Source organism: Spirosoma aerophilum (genome assembly GCF_054782495.1).
Window position 1 is genome coordinate 94,113 of the sequence record NZ_BAAGSJ010000019.1, and the last position, 22,077, is coordinate 116,189.

The 22,077-nt window shown below is 52.5% G+C and carries 16 protein-coding genes and 1 tRNA gene; 6 read left to right on the forward strand and 11 right to left on the reverse strand.

The genetic code is table 11. The features are described 5' to 3' along the window. Positions 1-15 precede the first annotated feature (15 nt). From wecB to tgt, 9 genes are all read right to left on the reverse strand, one after another. Complete coding sequence (gene wecB / locus ACYVK4_RS25670; protein WP_461130432.1) at positions 16-1,149, reverse strand: non-hydrolyzing UDP-N-acetylglucosamine 2-epimerase; 1,134 nt, start codon at positions 1,147-1,149, stop codon at positions 16-18. A 56-nt stretch (positions 1,150-1,205) separates the two neighbouring features. Further along, positions 1,206-2,357, reverse strand: a complete 1,152-nt coding sequence (locus ACYVK4_RS25675; RefSeq protein WP_461130433.1) for a Gfo/Idh/MocA family protein — start codon at positions 2,355-2,357, stop codon at positions 1,206-1,208. Between the two features lie 4 nt (positions 2,358-2,361). Beyond that, positions 2,362-3,489 carry a glycosyltransferase gene (locus ACYVK4_RS25680; protein WP_461130434.1) on the reverse strand — a complete coding sequence of 376 codons (1,128 nt, stop codon included), beginning with the start codon at positions 3,487-3,489 and terminating at the stop codon, positions 2,362-2,364. Continuing rightward, on the reverse strand, positions 3,486-4,505 hold the full coding sequence (locus ACYVK4_RS25685) for a glycosyltransferase family 4 protein (RefSeq protein ID WP_461130435.1): 1,020 nt from the start codon (positions 4,503-4,505) through the stop codon (positions 3,486-3,488). The genes ACYVK4_RS25680 and ACYVK4_RS25685 overlap by 4 nt, the downstream gene beginning before the upstream one ends. A gap of 7 nt (positions 4,506-4,512) precedes the next feature. Then, positions 4,513-5,844, reverse strand: coding sequence for a hypothetical protein (locus tag ACYVK4_RS25690; RefSeq protein ID WP_461130436.1), 1,332 nt, complete (start codon positions 5,842-5,844; stop codon positions 4,513-4,515). After that, a complete protein-coding gene (locus tag ACYVK4_RS25695; RefSeq protein ID WP_461130437.1) occupies positions 5,841-6,875 on the reverse strand; it encodes a CgeB family protein in 1,035 nt (344 codons plus the stop codon). Before ACYVK4_RS25695 ends, ACYVK4_RS25690 begins: the two co-directional genes overlap by 4 nt. 13 nt (positions 6,876-6,888) lie before the next feature. Next, complete coding sequence (locus ACYVK4_RS25700; RefSeq protein ID WP_461130438.1) at positions 6,889-8,181, reverse strand: nucleotide sugar dehydrogenase; 1,293 nt, start codon at positions 8,179-8,181, stop codon at positions 6,889-6,891. A gap of 14 nt (positions 8,182-8,195) precedes the next feature. Then, positions 8,196-9,320 (reverse strand): Wzz/FepE/Etk N-terminal domain-containing protein, encoded by a 1,125-nt coding sequence (locus tag ACYVK4_RS25705; RefSeq protein ID WP_461130439.1) that lies wholly within the window; start codon positions 9,318-9,320, stop codon positions 8,196-8,198. A gap of 191 nt (positions 9,321-9,511) precedes the next feature. After that, on the reverse strand, positions 9,512-10,642 hold the full coding sequence (gene tgt / locus ACYVK4_RS25710; protein ID WP_461130440.1) for a tRNA guanosine(34) transglycosylase Tgt: 1,131 nt from the start codon (positions 10,640-10,642) through the stop codon (positions 9,512-9,514). 248 nt (positions 10,643-10,890) lie between these two features. On the opposite strand from tgt, the gene ACYVK4_RS25715 reads away from it, so the two are divergent. The 4 genes from ACYVK4_RS25715 to ACYVK4_RS25730 all read left to right on the forward strand — a co-directional run bounded on the left by ACYVK4_RS25715 (position 10,891) and on the right by ACYVK4_RS25730 (position 13,417). Beyond that, entirely contained in the window at positions 10,891-12,102 is a 1,212-nt protein-coding gene (locus tag ACYVK4_RS25715) for a glycosyltransferase (RefSeq protein WP_461130441.1), read from the forward strand. A gap of 100 nt (positions 12,103-12,202) precedes the next feature. After that, complete coding sequence (rsmG, locus tag ACYVK4_RS25720) at positions 12,203-12,832, forward strand: 16S rRNA (guanine(527)-N(7))-methyltransferase RsmG (protein WP_461130442.1); 630 nt, start codon at positions 12,203-12,205, stop codon at positions 12,830-12,832. Between the two features lie 107 nt (positions 12,833-12,939). Next, complete coding sequence (locus ACYVK4_RS25725) at positions 12,940-13,242, forward strand: hypothetical protein (protein ID WP_461130443.1); 303 nt, start codon at positions 12,940-12,942, stop codon at positions 13,240-13,242. Positions 13,243-13,343: 101 nt separating this feature from the next. Then, a tRNA-Asn gene (locus ACYVK4_RS25730) sits at positions 13,344-13,417 on the forward strand. A 109-nt stretch (positions 13,418-13,526) separates the two neighbouring features. Here the strand turns inward: ACYVK4_RS25730 and ACYVK4_RS25735 are convergent. After that, positions 13,527-15,047 (reverse strand): S41 family peptidase, encoded by a 1,521-nt coding sequence (locus ACYVK4_RS25735; RefSeq protein WP_461130444.1) that lies wholly within the window; start codon positions 15,045-15,047, stop codon positions 13,527-13,529. A 444-nt stretch (positions 15,048-15,491) separates the two neighbouring features. Here ACYVK4_RS25735 and ACYVK4_RS25740 point away from each other — a divergent pair, with 444 nt between their 5' ends. Next, complete coding sequence (locus ACYVK4_RS25740; RefSeq protein ID WP_461130445.1) at positions 15,492-17,552, forward strand: hypothetical protein; 2,061 nt, start codon at positions 15,492-15,494, stop codon at positions 17,550-17,552. A 252-nt stretch (positions 17,553-17,804) separates the two neighbouring features. Here the strand turns inward: ACYVK4_RS25740 and ACYVK4_RS25745 are convergent, their stop codons facing one another. Continuing rightward, positions 17,805-19,133, reverse strand: a complete 1,329-nt coding sequence (locus tag ACYVK4_RS25745) for a glycoside hydrolase family 2 TIM barrel-domain containing protein (RefSeq protein WP_461130446.1) — start codon at positions 19,131-19,133, stop codon at positions 17,805-17,807. A 327-nt stretch (positions 19,134-19,460) separates the two neighbouring features. Between ACYVK4_RS25745 and ACYVK4_RS25750 the strand changes: the two genes are divergently transcribed. After that, positions 19,461-21,986, forward strand: a complete 2,526-nt coding sequence (locus ACYVK4_RS25750; protein WP_461130447.1) for a glycosyltransferase — start codon at positions 19,461-19,463, stop codon at positions 21,984-21,986. Positions 21,987-22,077: the final 91 nt, after the last annotated feature.

Below are 22,077 nucleotides of genomic sequence, written 5' to 3' on the forward strand. Positions count from 1 at the left end.
ACAATTGCGGATACACTAAAATGCTTCACCCGGAATCTGCCGATCAACACAGTGCAGCCTTGTGCTGCCTAGTATACGGGCGATTCGGGCAGCGGTTTGGCCATCCCACAAAGGAGGCACCTGGCCCACTTTGACCCGACCGTTCAGGATTTCCCGTATTTTTTGTAAGGCAGTCGCCGGGTTCAGATCGGCCATCAACTGATTCGTGCCCAGTTCGACTGTTACCGGCCGCTCCGTTGTCGTACGAAAGGTGAGACACGGTACGTTCAAAAACGTCGTTTCCTCCTGAATACCCCCCGAATCCGTAATGACAATAGCCGCATGCTCCATCAAATTCAGGAACTCCAGATACCCCTGAGGTTCCAGCAAACGCACATTTGGCCTAAAAGCCAGCTGGTTTAGCAGACCAAAGCGAATCAGGCTCTGTCGGGTACGCGGGTGAAGGGGAAACAGCACCGTTTTGTAGTGAGCGGCATCTGCCACCAATTGCAGCACTTTCTGTAATGCCGACAGAGTATCTACATTCGACGGCCGGTGCATGGTGATCAATATATAGTCACGGGGGTGCAGCCCGAGTGTTCGAAGGGTATTAACCTCCCCCGCTCGCTGACGGCACTGCATGAGCGAGTCGATCATGACATTGCCAACGAAGTGTATCTTCTCCTCAGCAATGCCCTCTCGCCGGAGATTGTCCACTCCGGCCTGTTCCGTTACGAACAGCAAATCGGCAATGGCGTCGGTCTGGACTCGATTGCGCTCTTCCGGCATTTGACAATCGCCCGAACGCAGACCGGCTTCCACATGCGCTACCCGGATACCACTTCTTGCCGCCACTCGTGCACAGGCCAGTGTACTCGTTACATCGCCAGCCACCAAAACCCAGTCGGGCTGTTCGATATGGAGCACGGAGCCGAACTTGTCCATGATCTCAGCCATTTGCTGCATCGGCGGTCCCGGCTCTACGTTGAGCGAATAATCAGGAGGGGGCAGGTCAAGCTGATGAGAAAAAATATCGCTCAGCTGAGGGTCGTAATGCTGCCCGGTATGCACAATTTTCGACTGAACTCCCGGCTGCCCCTGAAAGGTCAGATGCAAAGGGGCTACTTTCATAAAATTCGGCCGGGCGCCAACGACATTAAGAATGTTCATTCGATGAATGGGTTGTCTTGCACCTCGTCAGGAAAGGCAGATACAACGCACAATCATCAGGGCGAAAAAGGGTCTTCGTGAAAGCCTGTTACTTCGATGACCGCGTTTGTTTCCAGGGCCTCTTTGGTTTTGAGCATGAGATAGCCCGACTCCCATATCCTGGCAAGTTTGTCCTGCTTGGACGGATCAAGCCGCCCTAAGTAACTATTTACGATAAATTGTTTATGTCCATGATCCCGCAACCATAGCCGTCGCCCAATGACCGCTGCCTCTACATGTAACCGGAGGTCGATAAAATCGGTCAGCGTGGCCAACAGGTTGCCCTTGTGGACATTCAGGGTTTCGCGAACGCCCTCAAACGTATGCCCTTTCGCGGAGAACGTGATCGTTCCGATGGAGCCGTCGGCAAATACATACGATACGCTGATGTTGCAGTCAGTCTGAATCGACCGCGTGGGTATAATCTGAACAGGGAAGCGATTCGATTCAGGGATCAGCTGTAACGTGAAATCAATCCAATGGCAGAGATTACCCATAATTCGCCCACCCTCCTGGTCCTGAAAATACCAGTGATCGGGGTCAATGGCGTGTCCCGCCACAAACCAGTTCAGCATGGCAGGGCCGGACTGAGCCTCCACATAACGCCTGAGCAGCCGACCCAACGGGCTGTCGGGCCGATTGAAGCCTACCCTGACACGCCCGTTATGCTCACGAATGGCGGCACACAACCGAATCAGCTGCTCTTCATTAACAACGGGCGGTTTTTCGATATGCACCGCTTTTCCCTGCTGGATGGCAGCAATGGCATAGTCGGCATGAGACGCGTGATTCGAGACAATATAGATCAGGTCGATGTGCGGGTCATTGATCACATCGCTGGCCTGAGTGGTATAATAATCGGCTCCGTACCGGCGTCCGAGCGAAATGGCTTTGTTACGATCGGTATCCATAACACCACGAATGACCGCTCCGGCATGGGCCTGAACATAATAAGCCACGTTCGCATAGGCAAATTTCCCACAACCGATAATACCCACATGCTTGCCGGTAGCTTCCGCAGGTACGCTGGTCAATTCCGGCTCGGGAAACGTGCGGTTCATGTGGTAATGTGCCTGCACTTTGGTCCAGGTGCGAACAAGGCCAAATAGCCGCACATACCGGATGACTTTCCGAATCCGGATGGGCAAGGGTTGCCGGGTGTAGTCCATACTATTACGGATAAGTTTGTTGACTGGCGGCTTCGTATAAATCGGTCCAGACAGCGGAGTTTGTCGTTATGTCGTAGTCACGGCGGGCCAGCCGCAGCGCCCGTATCCGATACTGATCATAGGCACTGGCAGGCATCCCGATAAAGGGTTCGATAGCTTGCCGAAGTGATTCGGGATCGTTAGATACCCATCGTCCCGCCCGCTCCTCATGAAGCACCTGCCAGGGCGTATGGGTCGATGCGATGACGGGTGTTCCCTGCGCCAGCGACTCGATTACCACGTTACCGAAGTTCTCGGAATGGGATGGCAGGATCAACAAATGGGCATCAGCATAAAGCAATTGTTTGAGTTCTCCCTCCACGCTGCCCACAAACCGTACCTTATCGGAAAGACCCAGCCTGGTTGCCATATCCTGTAGTGTCTGCGCATAGGCTTTGTCTGAATCGGGTCCGGCAATGACCAGGTAATACGGGCTCATCAGAAAAACCGTCGATCCGCTAAGGGCCATTAACAACCGGTCAACCCCCTTTATGGGATGCATTCGTCCCACAAACAGGAGATACGGCTGGGCCACACGCGCCCGCTGCCCCGGCAATTCCATCATCGTGCGAATGGCACAAACGCGGGCATCCTCGCCAAAATGCTGTTGAATCTGACGCATTTCTTCAGCACAGGTAGCATGAAACACAACACCCGAACGATACCACCGAAAAATGGACAGCAGGAACCGCTTCAAACGGGGACGAATCAACAGGGCGACCGGGCTCAGTTCACCATGGGGCGACCAGACAACGGGTTTGCCGAGCAGCCGACATAGGAGCACCCAAACAAATGAAGCAGGATAAAACAGGCTGTTCACATGCACTACCTCAGCCTGCCTGATAGCCTGCCAGCCGTACCAGATATGACTGACCGGCAGGTAGAAATGTGGATTTCGTGAATATACCACCCGACCAAAATCCAGTTCCAACCAGCGATTTACGGGTACCGACGGGGGCAAGTCCTGCGAAGTGCCCACCACCGTCACTTCGTGTCCGGCGTTTGTGAGTGCCTTCGCCAGCCAATAGATCGAATTAGCAGAGCCACCCATCTGGGCAGGGTAAAGCCAGTCGGCCGAGATAGCTATCTTCATGAAACAACCGGTGCTGAGTGATGAATGGAACGACACTGGCGGTATACGCTGCGGTATTGATCGGCGACAGACGCGGCCGTAAACCGCTGTGCATTTTTCAACCCGGACTCAATCAGACTCTGGCGGTACAGATCATGTTTCGTGAGCCGTAAAATACCAGCCCGTATGGCCGTAATATCTTCCGGATCAACCAGATGAGCGGCCCCGGCAGCCACGTCCCGCATAGGTGATCTGTCGGATGTGATCACCACCCGCCCCACGGCATTGGCTTCGAGAATGGGCATGCCAAACCCTTCGCAAGTCGACACAAACGTGACAATGTCGCAGTCAACATACAACTGAACAAGCGCGGCTTTAGTCAGATCACTATACTGCCGAAACCGGATCTGCCGCTGATGCAATTCGGTAATGAGTTTGTTGGTCAGCGACCCCACAATAACCAGTGTACAGGAAATACCTTCGATGGCGGCCAGCAGACGAAACAGGTTTTTATGATCGGCCGTCCCGATCTGTAAAAGTGTTGGCTGGTCGCGGTTAAATGGCCTGGGGCTATACGAAAACAGTGGATCATACCCATTTGGCACTACCTGCACCCGAGTGGCCAGACGGCCTACATGGCGAATCAGGTCCTGACGCGTTTTCTCCGAAATCGCCGTCACCACCCCCGCCCGACGCATGGGCAGATAGTACCAGAACAACCAGAAGGTGGCGTATCGGAGCGGCCGACGACGGTTATTTTCCAACAGGAAACAGTCGTGGATGGTGAGAATCGTTCGTGATGCCGGTAATGCCAGCGCGGCATAATGCACATCGCCGGTAATATGGATCAGGTCGGCCGTCAATCGCCGGGTGAAGCGCATATTCTGCCAGACCGTATATAGTCCACGGCTGATCCGGGGCATCAGAACGACCTTGACGGGTTCGTCCTGTTGGTCAATTTCGGAGCGAATTGTATGGAATAGTTGCTCAATACTATGTCCGGTACCGGGGCTTCGGAAGAGGTAAATAATCGTCATAGAAAAATTATAGCTGAATACGTATCCGCTTCAGCAACCAGAACAGCAGCGTAATGAATAGAGCATTATTCAGTAAACTTCCCCAGGTTGAGAGCAGGTCGGTCTCCATGGTCAGACAGCCGATGTATACCATGGGTAACCAGAGGATAACCGAGGGAATAGCGTCGGCCAGTTGCAGGACGTACTGAAAAATACCCCCCAGCAGCAGACCATAGAACAGGGAAAACAGAATGCCTCCGTAGCCAAAATTTACGTACCCCTCTCCCAGGGGCGATAGGTTGATACTCGTATTTTCGGACTGAGGCAGACTTGTAAACCGGTGAATATTTTCATACCCGCCCGTTTGCGGCTTAGCCGGCCAGAGTAGTCGCGGTACAAGCGGATGTACCAGGGACATTAGCACCTCACCACCGGCATAACCCTCATGCACAGGTACCTTGACCATCGCACTGCCAATCATAAGGCCCTGGTTGAAGCGGGCAACGGACAGCAATACCTGATCTGGTGTCAGCAGTTTCTCCGGGTGAGCCAGTCGGTCGAGGAGTAGCGTGGCCATCAGATTCATATCCCCGCTGCGTTCGGTACGCTGACTTCCCCAGGTATTGTAGCGATATTCTGCTTTGATCGACTGGATCAGCAGCAGACAGACTAAAGCCGCCGTTATGGCTATTGCCTTTCGTTGAGTTGTTATCCGACCGGGCCGGCCGGCTGCCAGGAAAATTATTGCCAGCAGACCCCAGGTAAACAAGTCGCCAAACATACCGGTCCAGACGGTGTGTACGAGAAGCACCAGCAACACCACGCCGGTCATCAGAAAACGGTATGTACTGGCAGAATAGTAGCCGTAAAATGCGCCGATGAAGAGGCAGTACGATGGCAGCAGGCCCAGAAAAGTCGGTGCTGTGGGCACCAGCATTTTAACCGCAAACCCCATCAGACCAATGATTAACAGCACAGTAGCAGTTTCGGGATGTGGCTTGAGGTAGTCGGCGGCTGCCTGAAGATAAGCCGCATGCGAACGGCCTGACTTACCCGTACTGAATTGGCTTACGCCCACATAAAACGCGGTGTAAGCGGGCAACGCATAAGAAAAATAGGACGCCGACTCAATGGGCATCGACGCCGGAAAAATGAGGTACGTCAGGGCGGGCACCAGTAAAATTTCCACCGATGCGATGAATCGGATACAAGCCAGCAACGCAATCGTTTCGCCCAGTTCTGCCATCAATTGTGCGAAAGTGTAAACAGACAGGGCGATCGACACGGCCTCAATCCAGGAACTATCCAGGCCCTGATAAACCGCCCAAAAGACCAGCAAGCTCATCAGTACACCTTTCATCCGGCAATGTAAGGGGCTTTAGCAGGCAGCAGAGAAGGCATTTCTACCGTATGTATCAACTGGTCAACGCGCCGGTCGAGGCTGTGATGCTGCTGAAAATGAGTGTATTGCCGGTCGGCGAGTTCATGCCGCTCTTTAGGATGAGCCAGAAAATACCTAATTTTGTCAATGGCCTCATACACCGACCGATACGTCACCTGATCAGCCGGAACGCCGGTGTACTCATCAATGGTCGGTTTGTAGTCCGACAGTTGAAAGCCACCAATGGCATTGATTTCAAAGTATTTCTGATTGACCGACGTCACCTCGGCATAGTGGAAGTTATTGAAAACAATCTTTGCCCCATACAGGAGTCGATTCTTTTCGGCGCCGATCAGATACTTTTTCCGAAACGCCGACCGGACCGATGGCCGCAGGTAAGGACCCTCCGTACCGTAGACGGCCACTTTAATGCCCGCTTTCATCAGTTGTTCGATCATCCGGGCGCGATACGCGTACAAACTCCCGAATACCAGCACGTCAATATTGGTCAGCCACTCGGCAACGGCTTTCTCGACCTGCGGCTTCTGGTGAATGCGGGGGTTGAACCCTTCGGGCAAATAATGGGCGTTGGCACCAAGTTTCTCCCGGAGAAAGTTGACGATATACGGTTCTTTCGAGAAATAACAGTCGAAATCTGCGGCAATGATCTGTTGTTTTTCAAGGTTCGAGAGGGCGTCCGGATTCATCTGTACTACCGGAATACCCGGCCAATGGTCCTTGATCTGCTTCACAATCAACGGGTGCAGGTTCCGGTAGACAACCAGCACCAGATCGGGCTGAAGCAGGGCAACACAATGGGCCAGCCGAACGCTGACCACGCGGTCGTAGGATTCAATAAAACGCGATGCCCAGTAACTCACCCTGACCGAAACGGGCAGTACATCCGTAATATCCAGAATGGACACGGTATGCCCCAATGCCCTGAACGAATCGCTCAGATTGTATTCGAACGAATCGAATGCCCTGTTTCCTACAATAACTACTTTCATTGCCTTGTTGCCTTTATAACCGCCAGTACTCGATTTCGTCCGTTGCCTGTATGGCATATAAGCCTTTCAGATCCAGCAGGATCGGTGATTCGCCCATCAGCGACTTGAGATAATCGACCCCAAGTGTCCTGTAGGCATCATGACCAACCGCCACGATGACCGCATCATACTGACTGGCCGGGTTTTCCATCAGGTTCAGCCCGTATTCGTGCGCGACTTCGTTGGGCGATGCGTGGGGGTCAACGATATGGACGTTGATGGCATACTTCATCAGCTCTCGTACCAGATCAGCCACTTTCGAGTTTCGGATATCGGCAACATTTTCCTTAAAGGCGATTCCCATCACCAGCACTTTTGTCTGCGCCGGGTTCTTATCCTTGTGCAGCAGCAACTGAACAAGCTTCGTAGCGATAAACGCGGGCATGCTATCGTTGACCCGCCGACCCGAGTGAATGACCTGCGGGTCATAGCCCAGCTGCCGGGCTTTGTAGAGCAGGTAATACGGGTCGATGCCGATGCAGTGCCCCCCAACCAGACCCGGCGTGAACGGCAGAAAATTCCATTTCGTTGATGCGGCCCTGATCACCTCCTGCGTGTCGATACCCATCCTGTCGAAAATGATGGCCAGTTCATTCATGAGGGATATGTTAAGATCCCGCTGCACGTTTTCAATGACTTTAGCCGCTTCGGCGACCTTAATACTCGGGGCCGTATACACCCCCGCCCGGATAATGCAGCCGTACACATCGGCAATAACCTGAGCCGCTGCCGAATCGCTGCCCGACACGACCTTGAGGATATCCGGCAGCGTCCGGACTTTATCGCCGGGGTTGATCCGCTCCGGTGAGTAGCCCAGTTTAAAGTCGTCTCCCAGCCTGAGACCCGACTGTTTTTCCAGAATGGGCAGGCAGTCCTCTTCCGTACAACCCGGATAAACGGTCGATTCATAAACGACATAATCGCCGGGTTTCAGGGCCTTGCCGATGGCTTCCGATGCCCGTTGCAAAGGCTTCAGGTCCGGCACTTTATAGTCATCTACCGGGGTCGGCACCGCAACCACGAAGAAGTGGGCCTGCTTCAGGTCCCTGGGGTCGGCCGTAAAAACAAGATCGGTGCCGTCGAAGGCATCGGCCTGCATCTGCTGCGATGGATCGTCGTGCTGCTGCAATCGGGCCACCCGGTCGGCGTTGGTGTCGAAGCCCATTACCCGAAACTGGCGGGCAAACGCCAACGCCAGCGGCAACCCGACATAGCCCAGGCCGATAACGGCAATTTGTTTCTCTTTCTGTCGAAGGGCCTGTAGCAACGGAATGTCTCGTTTTAGTATATGTTGAGTTTTTTCTTTCGGGTGCGTATCCGCTTTGCCCACCTCACCTGTCGTCGTTCGGCGGGCTTTCCGTGTCGTACCAGCCCGTATACCGCGCCGAGCAACAGACCCGACAGCGTAAAAAGCAATGTCAGGAGTGTTCGTTTGGGCGATACGCGTTCGAGCGGTACGTTGGGCGGTTCAAGCACTTTAAAAACGGGCGTTCGGGCCTGAACTTTAAGTTTCGACTGCTCAAACTGACTGGCCAACTCCGTATAAACCGTTTGGGCGATGCTCAGTTCAGCTTCCAGCAACTGCCTGTCCATTGTTGTCGCCAGCATCACCACATGCTTGTGCTGGTCGTTGTACCGAAAAACGGCGAGCTGTGCCTGTTGATAGCGGTTGTGGGCGTCGGCCAGCTGACGACGGTAAAAGTCCAGATCCTGCCGGGCTTTCTCCGTTCGGTAATTGACCACATATTGCTTCAGGTAGGTCATAGCCCGCTGCGCCACGGTAGCGGCCACCTGCGCATCCGGCATTCTGGCGGTAATGGTAATAATTCCGGAGCGGGTATCGAATTTAGCTTTCACCCGCTCGCCAATCTCCTCGGCCAAGACCTGCTGACGAAGGGATAACCGCACCGTTCCATCCGCATTCTGGGCCATACCGCCCGAAAACGTATCAGCCTTAACCGGTAATAGCCGTCGCAGCAACGACCAGTGATGACCACCAGACTGCAGAAACTTGCCAAGGGTTTGCACTTGCCGGTCGGTGGTTGTCACGCGTTGATCGATCAGATATAGTATACAGGGAGTACTCTGCAGCACATTGGGATACAAATCCGGCCGGATGGCATCCATACCCTCCGCGTCAGAAAAGTCAACACCGGCAAATCCCGCTACCGACGCCAGCCGCTTCAGCACATTATCGGCGCCATTGTCCATTTCGGGAATCAGTCGCGCTTCAGAGCTAAACTCCGGTCTTAGCAGCAAGGCCGTTGCCACACCCAGACCCGCACAAAACAACGTTATCCCCAGCACCGTCATTTTTTCTCGCCACAATACCCGCCCCATCACCTGAACTGGCATGTGCAGCCAGCGATCGACGAACGGGATGGATCTAAAAAAAGAGGGTACCATTTGGTGAAAGTAGCCGTGTGGATTGGTTTATTGCCTTCAAAAAATCAGGAATAGAGTTGAGACGATAAAAAATAAAAAAAGTCTCCAAAGCGATTCGTTTGGAGACTTCAGATGAATGATGTATTCTCTGGATACGGGGTAAGAACCTCTTTTAAAGGCTACCCCACCCCAGCGACCGACCACTCCAACTCTTACAAGCGCTGCATCAGGCGAACGACCATTTCATTTTTCCAGGAAACGAAATCACCTTCGGCAATGTGTAGTCGTGCCTGCCGCACCAGCCACAGGTAAAACGTCAGGTTATGGATACTGGCAATCTGACCACCCAGTAACTCATCCGATTTGACCAGATGCCGCAGGTATGCCTTTGAATAGAACGTGCTGGCATAGCCCCCCAACCCGGCGTCGATCGGGCTGAAGTCGCGGCTCCACTTTTCATTTTTGATATTGATAATCCCTTCTGTCGTGAAGAGAAGACCATGTCGGGCGTTGCGCGTGGGCATCACACAGTCGAACATGTCGACACCCAGGGCGATGGCTTCCAGAATGTTGGCGGGCGTACCAACGCCCATCAGGTAGCGGGGTCTACTGACGGGCAGAATACCATTGACCAGCTCGATCATGGCGTACATCTCCTCAGCAGGTTCGCCTACTGCCAGCCCCCCAATGGCGTTTCCTTCGCGCTCTTTGCTGGCGATCACCTCCGCCGACTGACGCCGTAGATCCGCGTAAGTGCTCCCCTGCACGATCGGGAACAGCGTCTGCCGGAAGCCATAATGGCTCTCGGTCGAATCAAACCGGTCGATGCAGCGATCCAGCCAGCGGTGCGTCATATCCATCGACTTACGGGCATATTCGTACTCGCAGGGGTAGGGCGTACACTCATCGAACGCCATGATGATATCGGCGCCAATGGTCCGCTGAATGTCCATTACCCCTTCGGGCGTAAACGTGTGTTTAGACCCGTCGATGTGCGATTTGAAGGTAACACCCTCCTCCTTGATCTTTCGGGTATTTGATAGAGAGTACACCTGATACCCCCCGGAATCGGTCAGAATAGGCCGGTCCCAGCCATTAAAGGCATGTAGTCCACCAGCTTGGCTCAGCACATCCAGTCCGGGCCGCATGTAGAGGTGATAGGTATTTCCCAGTATAATTTCAGCGTTGATATCCGTTTCAAGCTCGCGCTGGTGCACGGCTTTCACGGTGCCAGCCGTGCCAACAGGCATAAAAATCGGTGTCTGAATAGGTCCGTGATCCGTTGTCAGCGTTCCCGTTCGCGCCTTCGACTGCGGGTCGTGGGCAGTAATCGAAAATGTCATAGTACAAAGATAGGGAAAAGGGGATTAAGGGGGAGGAGGGGGAGTAAAGGGAGGAGGGGGAGTAAAGGGAGTAAGGGGAGGAAAGGGAGTAAGGAAAAGCTAAGGAATATCTTCTTCCTCCCTTTACTCCCTTTACTCCCTTTACTCCCTTTACTCCCCCTCCTCCCTTTCCACCCTTTATTTCCCCTTTTCTCCTATCTTTGTGCCCTTCAATAAAAACCCTTGCATTAGCGAGTAAACGTCTCCCCTTGGTGATTACGATCGTGCTGATAACCTGGCTCTTTGTCGTCGGCATTCAGCTTCTTTACATTCTCTTTGTCTATTCAAGAATTGCGTTCTATCGCCAACCTGATCGAAGCCCCCCGACTTTACTATCTGTTCCATCTGGCAAGTCTACTGCCCCGGCCAACGATCCATCCGGCATAACCGTTGTCGTGTGTGCCCGAAATGAGCTGGATAACCTGACCGAACTCCTGCCCCTGCTGGATGCCCAGCAATACCCGGCCTTCGAGGTGCTGGTCATGGACGACCGCTCGACGGATGGCACCAGTCTTTTCCTCGAACAGGACATTGCCCATCTGACGAAGGTGCGGTTTATCCGGATCGACAAGGAATACGAACACGTGACACCCAAGAAGTACGCGCTTACGATTGCGATCAAGAAAGCGACCTACCCCACCGTACTGCTCACCGACGCCGATTGCCGACCTGCATCGACCGACTGGCTGGCGGGCATGGTAGCGCCTTTGCAGACCGACGGCAAAGACATTACGCTGGGATTTTCACCTTACGAACACCGGCCCGGCTTCCTGAATCTGCTCATCCGCTCCGAAACCCTCTTAACGGCGGTCCACTATTTTTCACTGGCACTGGCGGGCTACCCCTACATGGGCGTAGGCCGGAATCTGGCTTATCGCACCCGCCTGTTTCTGGCAAACAAGGGCTTTTATAACCACATGAACGTGACGGGGGGCGACGATGACCTGTTCATCAACGAAGTAGCCACCCGCCAGAACACGGCCATTAGCCTCGACCCCGATACGTTTATGTGGTCGAGACCCAAAGAAACCTGGGCCGACTGGCGGCTTCAGAAACGACGACACCTCAACGTTGGCAAGTATTACAAACAGGGCCATAAAATCAGGCTGGGGCTCCTCAACGGCACGCACGTACTCAGCTGGTTACTGGCGCTGGTCGTTGGCCTGATCGTTCTGGTACATGAGCTCCTGCCAGCTTCCTTTAGCGCCAATGAATGGTTACTTTTGCTGGTGGGAATGGGTCTTTTTCTCGTTCGGACATTCGCGTTCTGGGGTACTGTTGGCCGGGCAAGCTACCGGCTGGCGCATACCGTACACTGGGCAATTGTTCCCTTTATGGATTTGCTGCTGGCCGCCTATTATGGCCTCGCCGGTATAAAAACGCTGTTCAGCCGTCGTAAAAAGCGACTTTACTGGCGATAAAACGTTATATGAAGCGTGATGAATGGAGCATGAAGAATAAAGGCCAATGACCAACTCATTATCTATTCTTCACCTTTATTCAACACGCTTCACTAAAATTATGGACATCGATCTGATACTAAAATATTTCCCCAACCTGACGGCCGAACAGAAAGAACGTTTTGCGGCCCTGGATGGCTTATACCGCGACTGGAACGCCAAGATCAACGTGATCTCCCGGCAGGACATCGACGCTCTGTACGAAAAGCATGTTCTTCATTCGCTGGGGATTGCCAAAATCGTCTCGTTCAAACCCGGCACCGAAATCCTCGACGTAGGCACGGGGGGCGGCTTCCCCGGCATTCCCCTCGCCATCCTCTTCCCCCTGGTCGACTTCCATCTGGTCGACAGCATTGGCAAGAAGATAAAAGTGGTGCAGGAGGTTTCCGACGCGCTGGGGCTACAGAACGTGAAGGCCGAACAGATGCGCGTAGAACAGCTCACCACGACCTACGATTTTGTAATCAGTCGGGCCGTTACCCGCTTAAAACCGTTTTTAGGCTGGGTACGCTACAAAATTCATAAATCGGGTAACAACGACCGGCCCAATGGCGTTTTGTACCTCAAAGGGGGCGACCTGGCCGAGGAACTTGCCGAAGTGCCGGACCGTTACCGCGTGTATGACCTCTCCGACTATTTTGAGGAGCCCTTTTTCGAAACCAAGAAAGTAATTTATGTACCTAAAAAGTAGGTAGGAGTTGGAAGCGAGGAGGTAGGCGCATAGACCGGCGCCAACAGCGTGCACGCGCTATCCCTCCTACCTCCTCGCTCCTAACTCCTACCTACTCCAAATAAACCATGGCAGAAAAATTCCGCTCCAGCAGCTTTAAAGACCCGATTAACCCCGATGAGGTTGAGTTCAACGACAAAGGCGTTACGTTCCGTGCCCGCAAACTGATTGGCGGCACCGACAACTTCGTCTTTTTCTCCGATATATCGGGTGTAGAGATCGACAACGGCCTCTTCTTCGCGACCATCCGGGTCATTCCGCGTGCCCGTCCCGAGATCATCATCCGCAATTTCTCGAAAGGAGACGCCCGGCGCATCAAAGAGCTGATCCTGGAGAACGTACCCAACCACCGCCCCGACGCATTTCGGTAAAAATAATCGGACTGATTATCAGTCCGATGGCAAAAAAGCAATATTTTTTTCAGCCAAATGCTTGCGTAGTATAACCGTACGGGCTACTTTTGCACCACGATTCCCGAATAGCTCAGTCGGTTAGAGCATCTGACTGTTAATCAGAGGGTCGCTGGTTCGAGCCCAGCTTCGGGAGCAAAAAGCCTCAAATCTTACGATTTGGGGCTTTTTTGTTGTACTTACCATACAAGCTGGCATCATTCACACCAATGACTGTTCACACAGTACTTAGCCGGAAAGACGCACTACCGACTTCGCGCCCGAATCAATTCCAGCGCCTTCTCCAAGTCCAGATCCTGCTGGTTGATGACGGCTTCTGCCGAGTAATCGACCGGGTAATCAGGCAGGGTGCCGTACCCCTCTTTGGGGTTGTGTGATGCCGATACGAACCGCATCCAGGGGAATTGCACAACGATCTGCGAGTTTGGTAAGGTCAGTCGATTGGTGTTTCCCCCGCAACCTGATTCGGCACCACCGGTCTCCTGACCGATAAACACCGTCTTTGGCCGGGCCACCTTCAGCGCTGAGGTAAAATTAGCCGCGTTCGAGAAGGTTCCGCCCCCAATCAGGACATACAGATTACCCCGAAATCGGTTGGCTTTCGCGGGTTGATAGGTCATCAGGCGATTCATCGGGGCTCGAAACGAAAAGGTATACCAGTCCCCGCTTTTTTGGCCCGGCTCGTAGGTAGCCTGGAAACTTCGGGTTATGTTGGCGTCGAAACGGTGGGCGAAACGGCTCTTGCCTGGATCAGCGACCCGAGCCATGGCTTTTTGTAGAAATACATAGTTCGAGTCTGCCAGAAAGGATAGCAGTTCATTGATGATGCGGGCATCACCGCCGTGGTTTCGCCGGATGTCCAGAATCAGGTTCTTCGCTTGCTTCTGGTGGAGTGCCTCGAACGCCCGCTGGTAAAACTGTTCATTGCCATATTCCAGTCCATTGACCGTTAAGATTGCGGTTGTTGAATCAGCCAGCCATCGCATAGTCAGGTAGCTTCGTTTATGGGCTTCTTCCTTTTGCCGGGCCAGTGCTTTCGCGGCACTGGCGGATTGCTTGAGCGGGGGTTTAGCTGGCTGCGGTGGGTCGATGGGCTTTGGTCGAACCGAAACGGTTACTGTGCGCTCGAAACCGGTCGGGCTGCGAACCTGGAGTTTGTACGGTCCCGACCAGCCATACACCCGGCCGCAAACATCCTCAAAAAAGTCGTACTCGTTCAGGAAGAACTCTTTCCAGGTCCGGTTGAAGCCATCGGCATTCCATATGTTGAGCCCGGCCTGAATCACATTGGCGATGGGTACGTCGTTGATCGACAGCAGTTCATCGCCAGCCGTTACGGTGGTGTCAGTCGCATTGACAGCGACAATCCACGCCCGTTGGTCTCGCACAAACACATCGACCGGCAACCGGGCCAGCTTCGGACGCACGGGCGACGACTGCCAGGCCTGACCAGGCTCCAGTTGCGTATGACCGCACCGAATCTGGCAGATCAGCGGGTATAGTACATGTAGGAACGTCTGCTCCGTTAACGGCTGGGTAATGGCAGCCCGTGTCCGGGCAAAAGCTGCCTGTAATGAATCTTTCGGCGTATACCAGTATAAGCTCGGGTGCAGCTCGTCCAGGGCGGCCTGCATCAGGTCGAAATCAGCCCGAAGCTGCTCCGGGGCGATAAGCCGGTTTGGATTGTAAGCAGTCCGCTGAACCTGCGCCGACGCACATTGACCGATTATGACAAATAGCCAGACCAAATAGAGGTAACGAAACATAGCCGAGAGTAAGCAGTAGTGGCGTCTACAATAAGTTTACTAATCTAATCCATAGTCCTTAACAATTAATCCTTGTCATGGATATTTGCTATCTATAGACGAAAGGGCTTTCACGGAGTAAACGAAATGAGTTTTTTGATGCTGTCAATTCAAGAGAAGTGCTTTTCTGTTTAAACCCCTTCTTACAGCCAACAGAAAGGTACCTGGAGCGTTAATCGGTAGAGCCTTCACGGTTGAAACTACTCTTGAAAGAAAAAATTTCAGGTTTTCCTTGTTACATATGTTTACTTTTTTTACTTTTGGTAAATAAATAGTTAACAATATTTAATCATTATACAATACCAACGCATACTACCATTCACTATACATAAGACCTTATACGGTCGATAAACTTTTATAAAATCTGCCAGATGGTTCAGGCCGTCTGGCAGGCGCATATGTACGATGAAAAAACAATTAGGTTTTCTATTACTGGTATCGGGCTTCGCCATGGGGCAGCCTTCGAGCCAGCCCCACAAGCCCGATTACAATTACACAACGAAGGTAGCCGCACAGCCTGCATCAAAAAATCCAACCGCACCGACAACCAAACAGGTCTATGGTCCTATTCCGGTTTCTCCGGACTGGATCTACGTTCAGGATTACTCGAGTCAGAATACCCGCGGATTTGTCGACGGCTCCGTAACGGTAGAATTTTCGCTGGGACAGGGGTCGGGCATTGTCCCGAAGTCGACCATTACCGTAGCTTTCCCGAAATCCATGTCGGTGGTGCTGGATTCGGTCAATTACGGCGACGGGGCGGGTTCTGGCTCAACCATGCAGGCCTGGACACGCAACGTGACAACGGGGGCCAAAGAGGCCGCCTTTCCGTTTGTAGGGCCATCTTATAATAGAATACAACGCAACAAATTTACCACGCCCCGACGAACCGACTACTACGAGTTCCAGCGGACGTACCCAATGCCAACCGAACTGTATTTTTATGGCTGGTACTACCCCTATCAATCGACACCGTATACAATTCCGCAAGTCCCCATTCAGAACCACTTTGGCGCGGTTACCTATCAGTGGAACTTCCAGTTCGATAGTGGACGCGGACTGGATAACAACAAACTGGCGGTTGCCGATGCGGCCCAGATCTATCGCAACTATATAGATTTTAGTCTGGTTAGCCGGACGGATGGTACGTATGCTTTTCAGCCGGCCGCCACCGGAGGCTGGAAGATCGACAGTGTGTTTGCCTGGCAGAAACGGACGGGTAAGATCAATATCCTGTGTGCAAAAAACAACGAGCCATTGCCCCGATATGCCGATCTGTACGCTCAGCTGGCACTTCGATACGGGCCGAACGCGTCGTTTTCGTCGAAGCTGAGTAAAGTGTACCGGGGTCCCAGTTACCCCGCCAACGATCCGCGCGTGGGCCTGAACCTGGTCCATTACTATCAACTTGGCAACGAGCCGAACCGCTGGTGGTCGGGCAAGGTGGGGCTGGGTACGATCTGGACCGCCGAAGGCCACACAACCCGGTACGACAGCGTGGCACGGGGCCAGCTTCCCGAAAGCGCGATCACATCGCCGGGCGGTATGATGACCCCCTGGGAAATCGCCTTCACGAGCAAAATCGTTGCCGACTCCATTCGTAAGTATGACCCCAACGCACACATCATTCTGGCGGGTTTGGCCACCTCGCATCCCGGCTACATACGCGCCATACTCCAATGGTGCGATTTGTACAACAACGGGGTTTGTTTCTTCGACGGCGTGAGCTACCACGACTACAACAATAGCGCGGGGATGCAAAACCAATCGGGCGTCAACGTAGGGGTAAGTCCCGAAAATACGGCCTATCAGGCAAGGATCATCAAGTTCAAACAGGCGCTGAAAGACCTGGTTCCCCAAAAGGAGATTTCGGTCTGGATCACTGAAACCGGCTATAGTATTCAAAATCCGGTTACCGGCAATCAGAACAATGTTGCGAAAACGCTGCCGAACCGGGACCGATTTCAAACCCAGGGCGACTGGAGCCTGCGTACCGCGCTGGCATCGCTTCGGTGTGGCCTGAACGGCACCATGTTCTATCAGCTTTACGATGACTCCAACTTCAAGTATAACCCCAATGCCTATCTGAACTGGGATTTGAGCTGCGGGATTGCCAACGAAAGTCTCACCGAACGGGGACTGCGACCAACCACCGAGTTTTTTGCCCAGGTGAACAGCTTCGCCAGAGACTATGTGTTTAGCTCCACCACGACCGATGCCAACACGGGAGTCATTATCGACAAGCTCATAAAGACGGGCGCGAAACCCATTTATGTGGTCACCAAGCCGAGTGAAGACGGCTCAACGGCTGCCGTTACGCTCTCCCTTTCCGGGGTTACGAGTGTTCGGCGCTATGACCTGAAAACCGGCCAGCGAACGCCCGTTACCTCAACCCTAACGGTGCCCGGCGGAAAGCTAAAGGTCACAGCCACCGAAACGCCAACGTTTTTTATGGAATTGCCGTAAGACCCACGCGCACCCTCTTTAGTTTTAATCATTCTATCTGGCCCCCGCTGTAGTCTGGCCCAGACAAAACACAAGGCGTGCCACGGGTTAAATCCGTGGCACGCCTTGTTATAAACGCGCTTATGGTCTGAATTCCGCACAAAGGGGTTTCGTTGCCCGGATGCCCTACCTGAGTTACAGCCTATCCTAAATCAGGCCCCCCGCTTCGTGCTTTTTCATCAGCGCCATGATCCCGCTGGCTTTTCTGTCAATTTACTGAACCTCCTCAAGCATACCTATACGAAGCGGAATATTGGCCGATGCGACATGGTTATGCGTATCGTATACATGAACAAACAGGCGGTAGATGCCCGGTCGCTGGGGCACCCGAAAAGACGTTTCAGCGTTCATTTCTCCATCAAACAGACCTTCGATTGGCTTGATAGGCGTGGTGTAGTAATTGTAAAGAGACGACTCCTTGGCCTGCGCTCTGACTTCCCAGACATACGTCAGCGGGTCATTATTGGGGTCGGTTGCCACCACGCGTACCCGGTGCAGCGATCCGTTGATGGGAAACGACCGGCTGGTGGAATCACTCCCATCCACGAATACCTGTTCGATAACCGGAGCTACGTTTTTGGGCGACTGACCGGTCCATAACTTCTGCATCGTTTCGACCATGGCCGTTTCCCGCCCTGCTTCATCGAAGAAGCTAAACCACGTATGGGTACATTCCTCTTTTTGACCCCATAAAAAAACGTAGGACCCCAAACAGTTGGGAAGTTTGGCGCCAATGTAATTTTCATAATTCTCCCGGATGACCGCGCTTTTCTTCTGATCGTAGGGCTCAAGCGGCACTCTGGGCTCTTCCCAGGATGCCACCAAGCTCTCCCAGGGCCCGCGGCCACCAAACTCGGATATAATGTAAGGGCCGTTCCAGCCCTCCTCCATCAGACGTTTACGCAGGGTCGGTATACCCCCATAAATATTGACGGACAGCACCTCTACTTCGGGGCAGCGGTTTTTAATGAGCCAGATGAGCCGGGGCGATGTCAGACCAATAGCGGTTGTAACGGGGTGGTCGGGATCAAGTTCATGAATCATTTTTGCGATTCGGTTCACCTCATCATACACGCGAATATTCTTGGCTTTAAAGTGCCACTCATTGCCAACACACCACATCAATAAGGCCGGATGATGACGAAACTTCAGGACGGTCTTGCGTATACGTTCATACTGCCGGGCAATGGCTTCTTCATCATAATAATTGAACCCATCCAGTTCCCGCTCTATCCAGACACCCAACAAAACCGTCATGCCGAGCTTGTCGGCCTGGCCCAAAACCCGGTCGGCATCGCTATCATCCCAGATCCGGACGGAGTTGCCACCGCACTGTTTCAGCCGGTCAAATCGGCTGAAACCCGCTACTCCCTGTATAAAATACGGCTGTCCGTTCCTTAATAAAGAAGCGGCATTACCCGAATGGCTTATACTGGTCGCTCTGTTAGTCGACGAGATTGTTTGAGGCTTTTGTTTCGAATGATCACAACTACTAAAAACTAAACTAATAAGTATAAATAAACTACAAAGCTTATAACACATAATTAAAAAACATAATACTTAATAAACTAACCGATCAGGTTCACCAACAAATTAGACATAATTGATAATTGTCACGCCAAATTTTATTTTGGAGTACGTATTACAACAACTCAAAGCGTGGAAAAATCCAATTCAGGGTCTAGAGAATGCGCAATTAAGGGTAATTTATTTAACAATTAGTAACGATTGAATGACCAACTAGTAACATTTGAATAAATAAAGAGCAACTCATCTGAGGCTTGCCTCAACATTCCCTAGTTTTATATACCAAATGCTGCGCATACCAAAGATATATATTACAAGTTCTACCATATTATACAGTTAAAAATGTACTCTATCCACCAAAAAATAATAAAGTATTTTAATATCCCTAAAGAAGTTTTTCTGGCCCGGCTGTTGATTCTGATCAGCCTGGTTTTTCTGCTTTTTTTCACGTTTATTTTCTTTCAGCCTAAAAACCAGGGGTATTCGTGGCTTTTTATCCTATTAAGTATATCGGTTGTATTTAAGCTCCTCCGACTGCTGCACGAGTGGTATCACTGCTGGAACGTTATCCCTCCTACGCCACCGGTATCCACCCGAACCTGGACCGTAGATATTTTAACTACGTTTTGCAAAGGCGAGCCTTACGACATGATCCTGAACACCCTGAAAGCGGTTCAGGCGATTAAATACCCGCATACAACCTATTTGTGTGACGAAGCCGACGACCCTTACCTGCGCCAGGTTTGTCTGGAAATGGGCGTAAAACACGTTACCCGAACCATCAAGATCGACGCCAAGGCGGGCAACATTAACAATGCGCTGCAACAGGCTACCGGTGAAATCTGCGTGGTGCTGGACCCCGACCATATTCCCGTACCCGATTTTCTGGATCATGTACTCCCCTATTTTGAAGATCCGCAAATTGGCTTTGTCCAGTGTGTGCAGGCGTATTACAACCGCAAAGAAAGTCTGGTAGCCCTCGGAGCGGCTGAGCAAACGTATAGTTTCTATGGCCCCATGATGACCTGCATGGGTACTTATGGGACTGCTCAGGCCATTGGTGCCAATTGTACCTTCCGCCGGGCGGCTCTCGACTCCATTGGCGGTCATGCAGCGGGCCTTTCGGAAGACATGCACACGTCCATGCAGTTGCACGCCAAAGACTGGAAATCCGTTTACGTTCCTCTTCCCCTATCGTGTGGCCTGGTGCCCGCTACCCTGGCCGCTTATTACAAGCAGCAGTTAAAATGGGCAAGAGGTACGTTTGAGCTGCTGTTTACCACCTATCCAAAGTTGTTTAGCCGGTTGACCTGGCGGCAGCGGATTCACTACTTTACCATACCCCTGTATTACCTCATCGGGGTCATTCAGCTCATCGATCTGGCCATACCGATCTGTTCCCTAACCATGCAGCGACTTCCGCTGCGGCTGGACCTGGGTCTGTTTGCGGTTGCGTATGTTCCGTTGCTGGTGATCTCTTTCCTGATCCGGCAATACTCGCAGCGGTGGCTCACCGAGCGGCACGAGGTTGGTTTTCATATTATCGGGGGATTACTGACCAGTGGCACCTGGTTTATTTATGTGCTGGGCCTTATTTACACGCTGCTGCGTGTCGATGTTCCTTACCTGCCAACGCCGAAAAACGATCGACCCCGCAATAATTTCTTACTGTGTTTACCGAATATACTGGTTTGTGCTGCCACCCTGGGCGCTATTCTGTACAGCCTTTACTACTACGGAAACCTTAGCCTGGGTAACATCTATTTCCGGATGATGATTGCGTTCGCGCTGGTGAACGTGGCCATTCAGGGCATCAATGTCCTCATCGGGCAGGAAAGACTGCTGGCCTGGATAAAGAACTCTATTCAGCAAAGTTCCTTCCGCCAATCCTCGCGCTGGTCGCAGGGGGTTGCCCTCTGGCGAACTCGGTATGGGATTTACGGATGGCTCCGCTTACCAACGTTTCAGTTATACGGAACCCTGGTGATCCTGATTATTGTGCTGGTAAGCTTCACCTATGAAGGAACAATTGGCCTGCGCCCGGTCGATATCAAGCACGCGAATACCCAGCCGTTTTATTTCGGCGACGAATCGAACGCTCTTTATCAGCAGGTAACGGCCAAGTCACCCGACCTGGTTATCTATCCCCAGCATTTGGCCTGGTCGCCAACGGCGGGGTCGTCCATTGCCCGGCCAAAATGGAGAGCGCAACAGAATGAGCTTCCGCTGCTTTACCTGGAGCCAGCCTTGACGGTCACGGATTCCACGATGGCTGTTGGTGTCTTTTTATCGGGCATATTGCACGGGCAGTACGATCAGGCACTCACTCGATTTATACAGAAGGTCATACAGTACGACCGGCCGGTACTGGTTTCGTTCGCGCCCTACTTCGATGATGTTTCTCAGCCCTGGGGCACCCAGCGGGAAAAAGACCTGGTCAACTACCGCGAGGCTTTTCAGTATCTGGCACGCTTCTGTCAATTGAACAAGGTTACCAATATAACCTGGGTTTGGTGTCCTACGCAGGAAAACACCATCTCCACGTTCTATCCAGGCAAAGACAATATCGACTGGATTGGTCTGAAAATCATCAACGACCCGATTAAATCCAGCGAAAAAGAGAGCCATTCCTTTGCCACGCTGTATCAGCCTTTTCAGCAAGCCATCAGCGGACATCCTTCGGCGAGTATCCAGGAAAAGCCTATTTTAATTACCCGGCTGGAAACCGCTGTGCCTAACGAGCAAACGGACTGGGAACGAAACGCCCTGAACAGCATGTACGAACGGTTCCCCGAAATAAAAGGTGTTGTGCTGAGTAATAACAGCTTTAAAACGGCGCCAACTACCCGGCTCCTACCCGTCGATTAGCGAAATCACCGAACGGTTACCAACGTCAGTTCCCTCCCGCAGGAAACGCACGCAGACGTCAGACAGATTGACGATCTGCCGGGCCACCGGT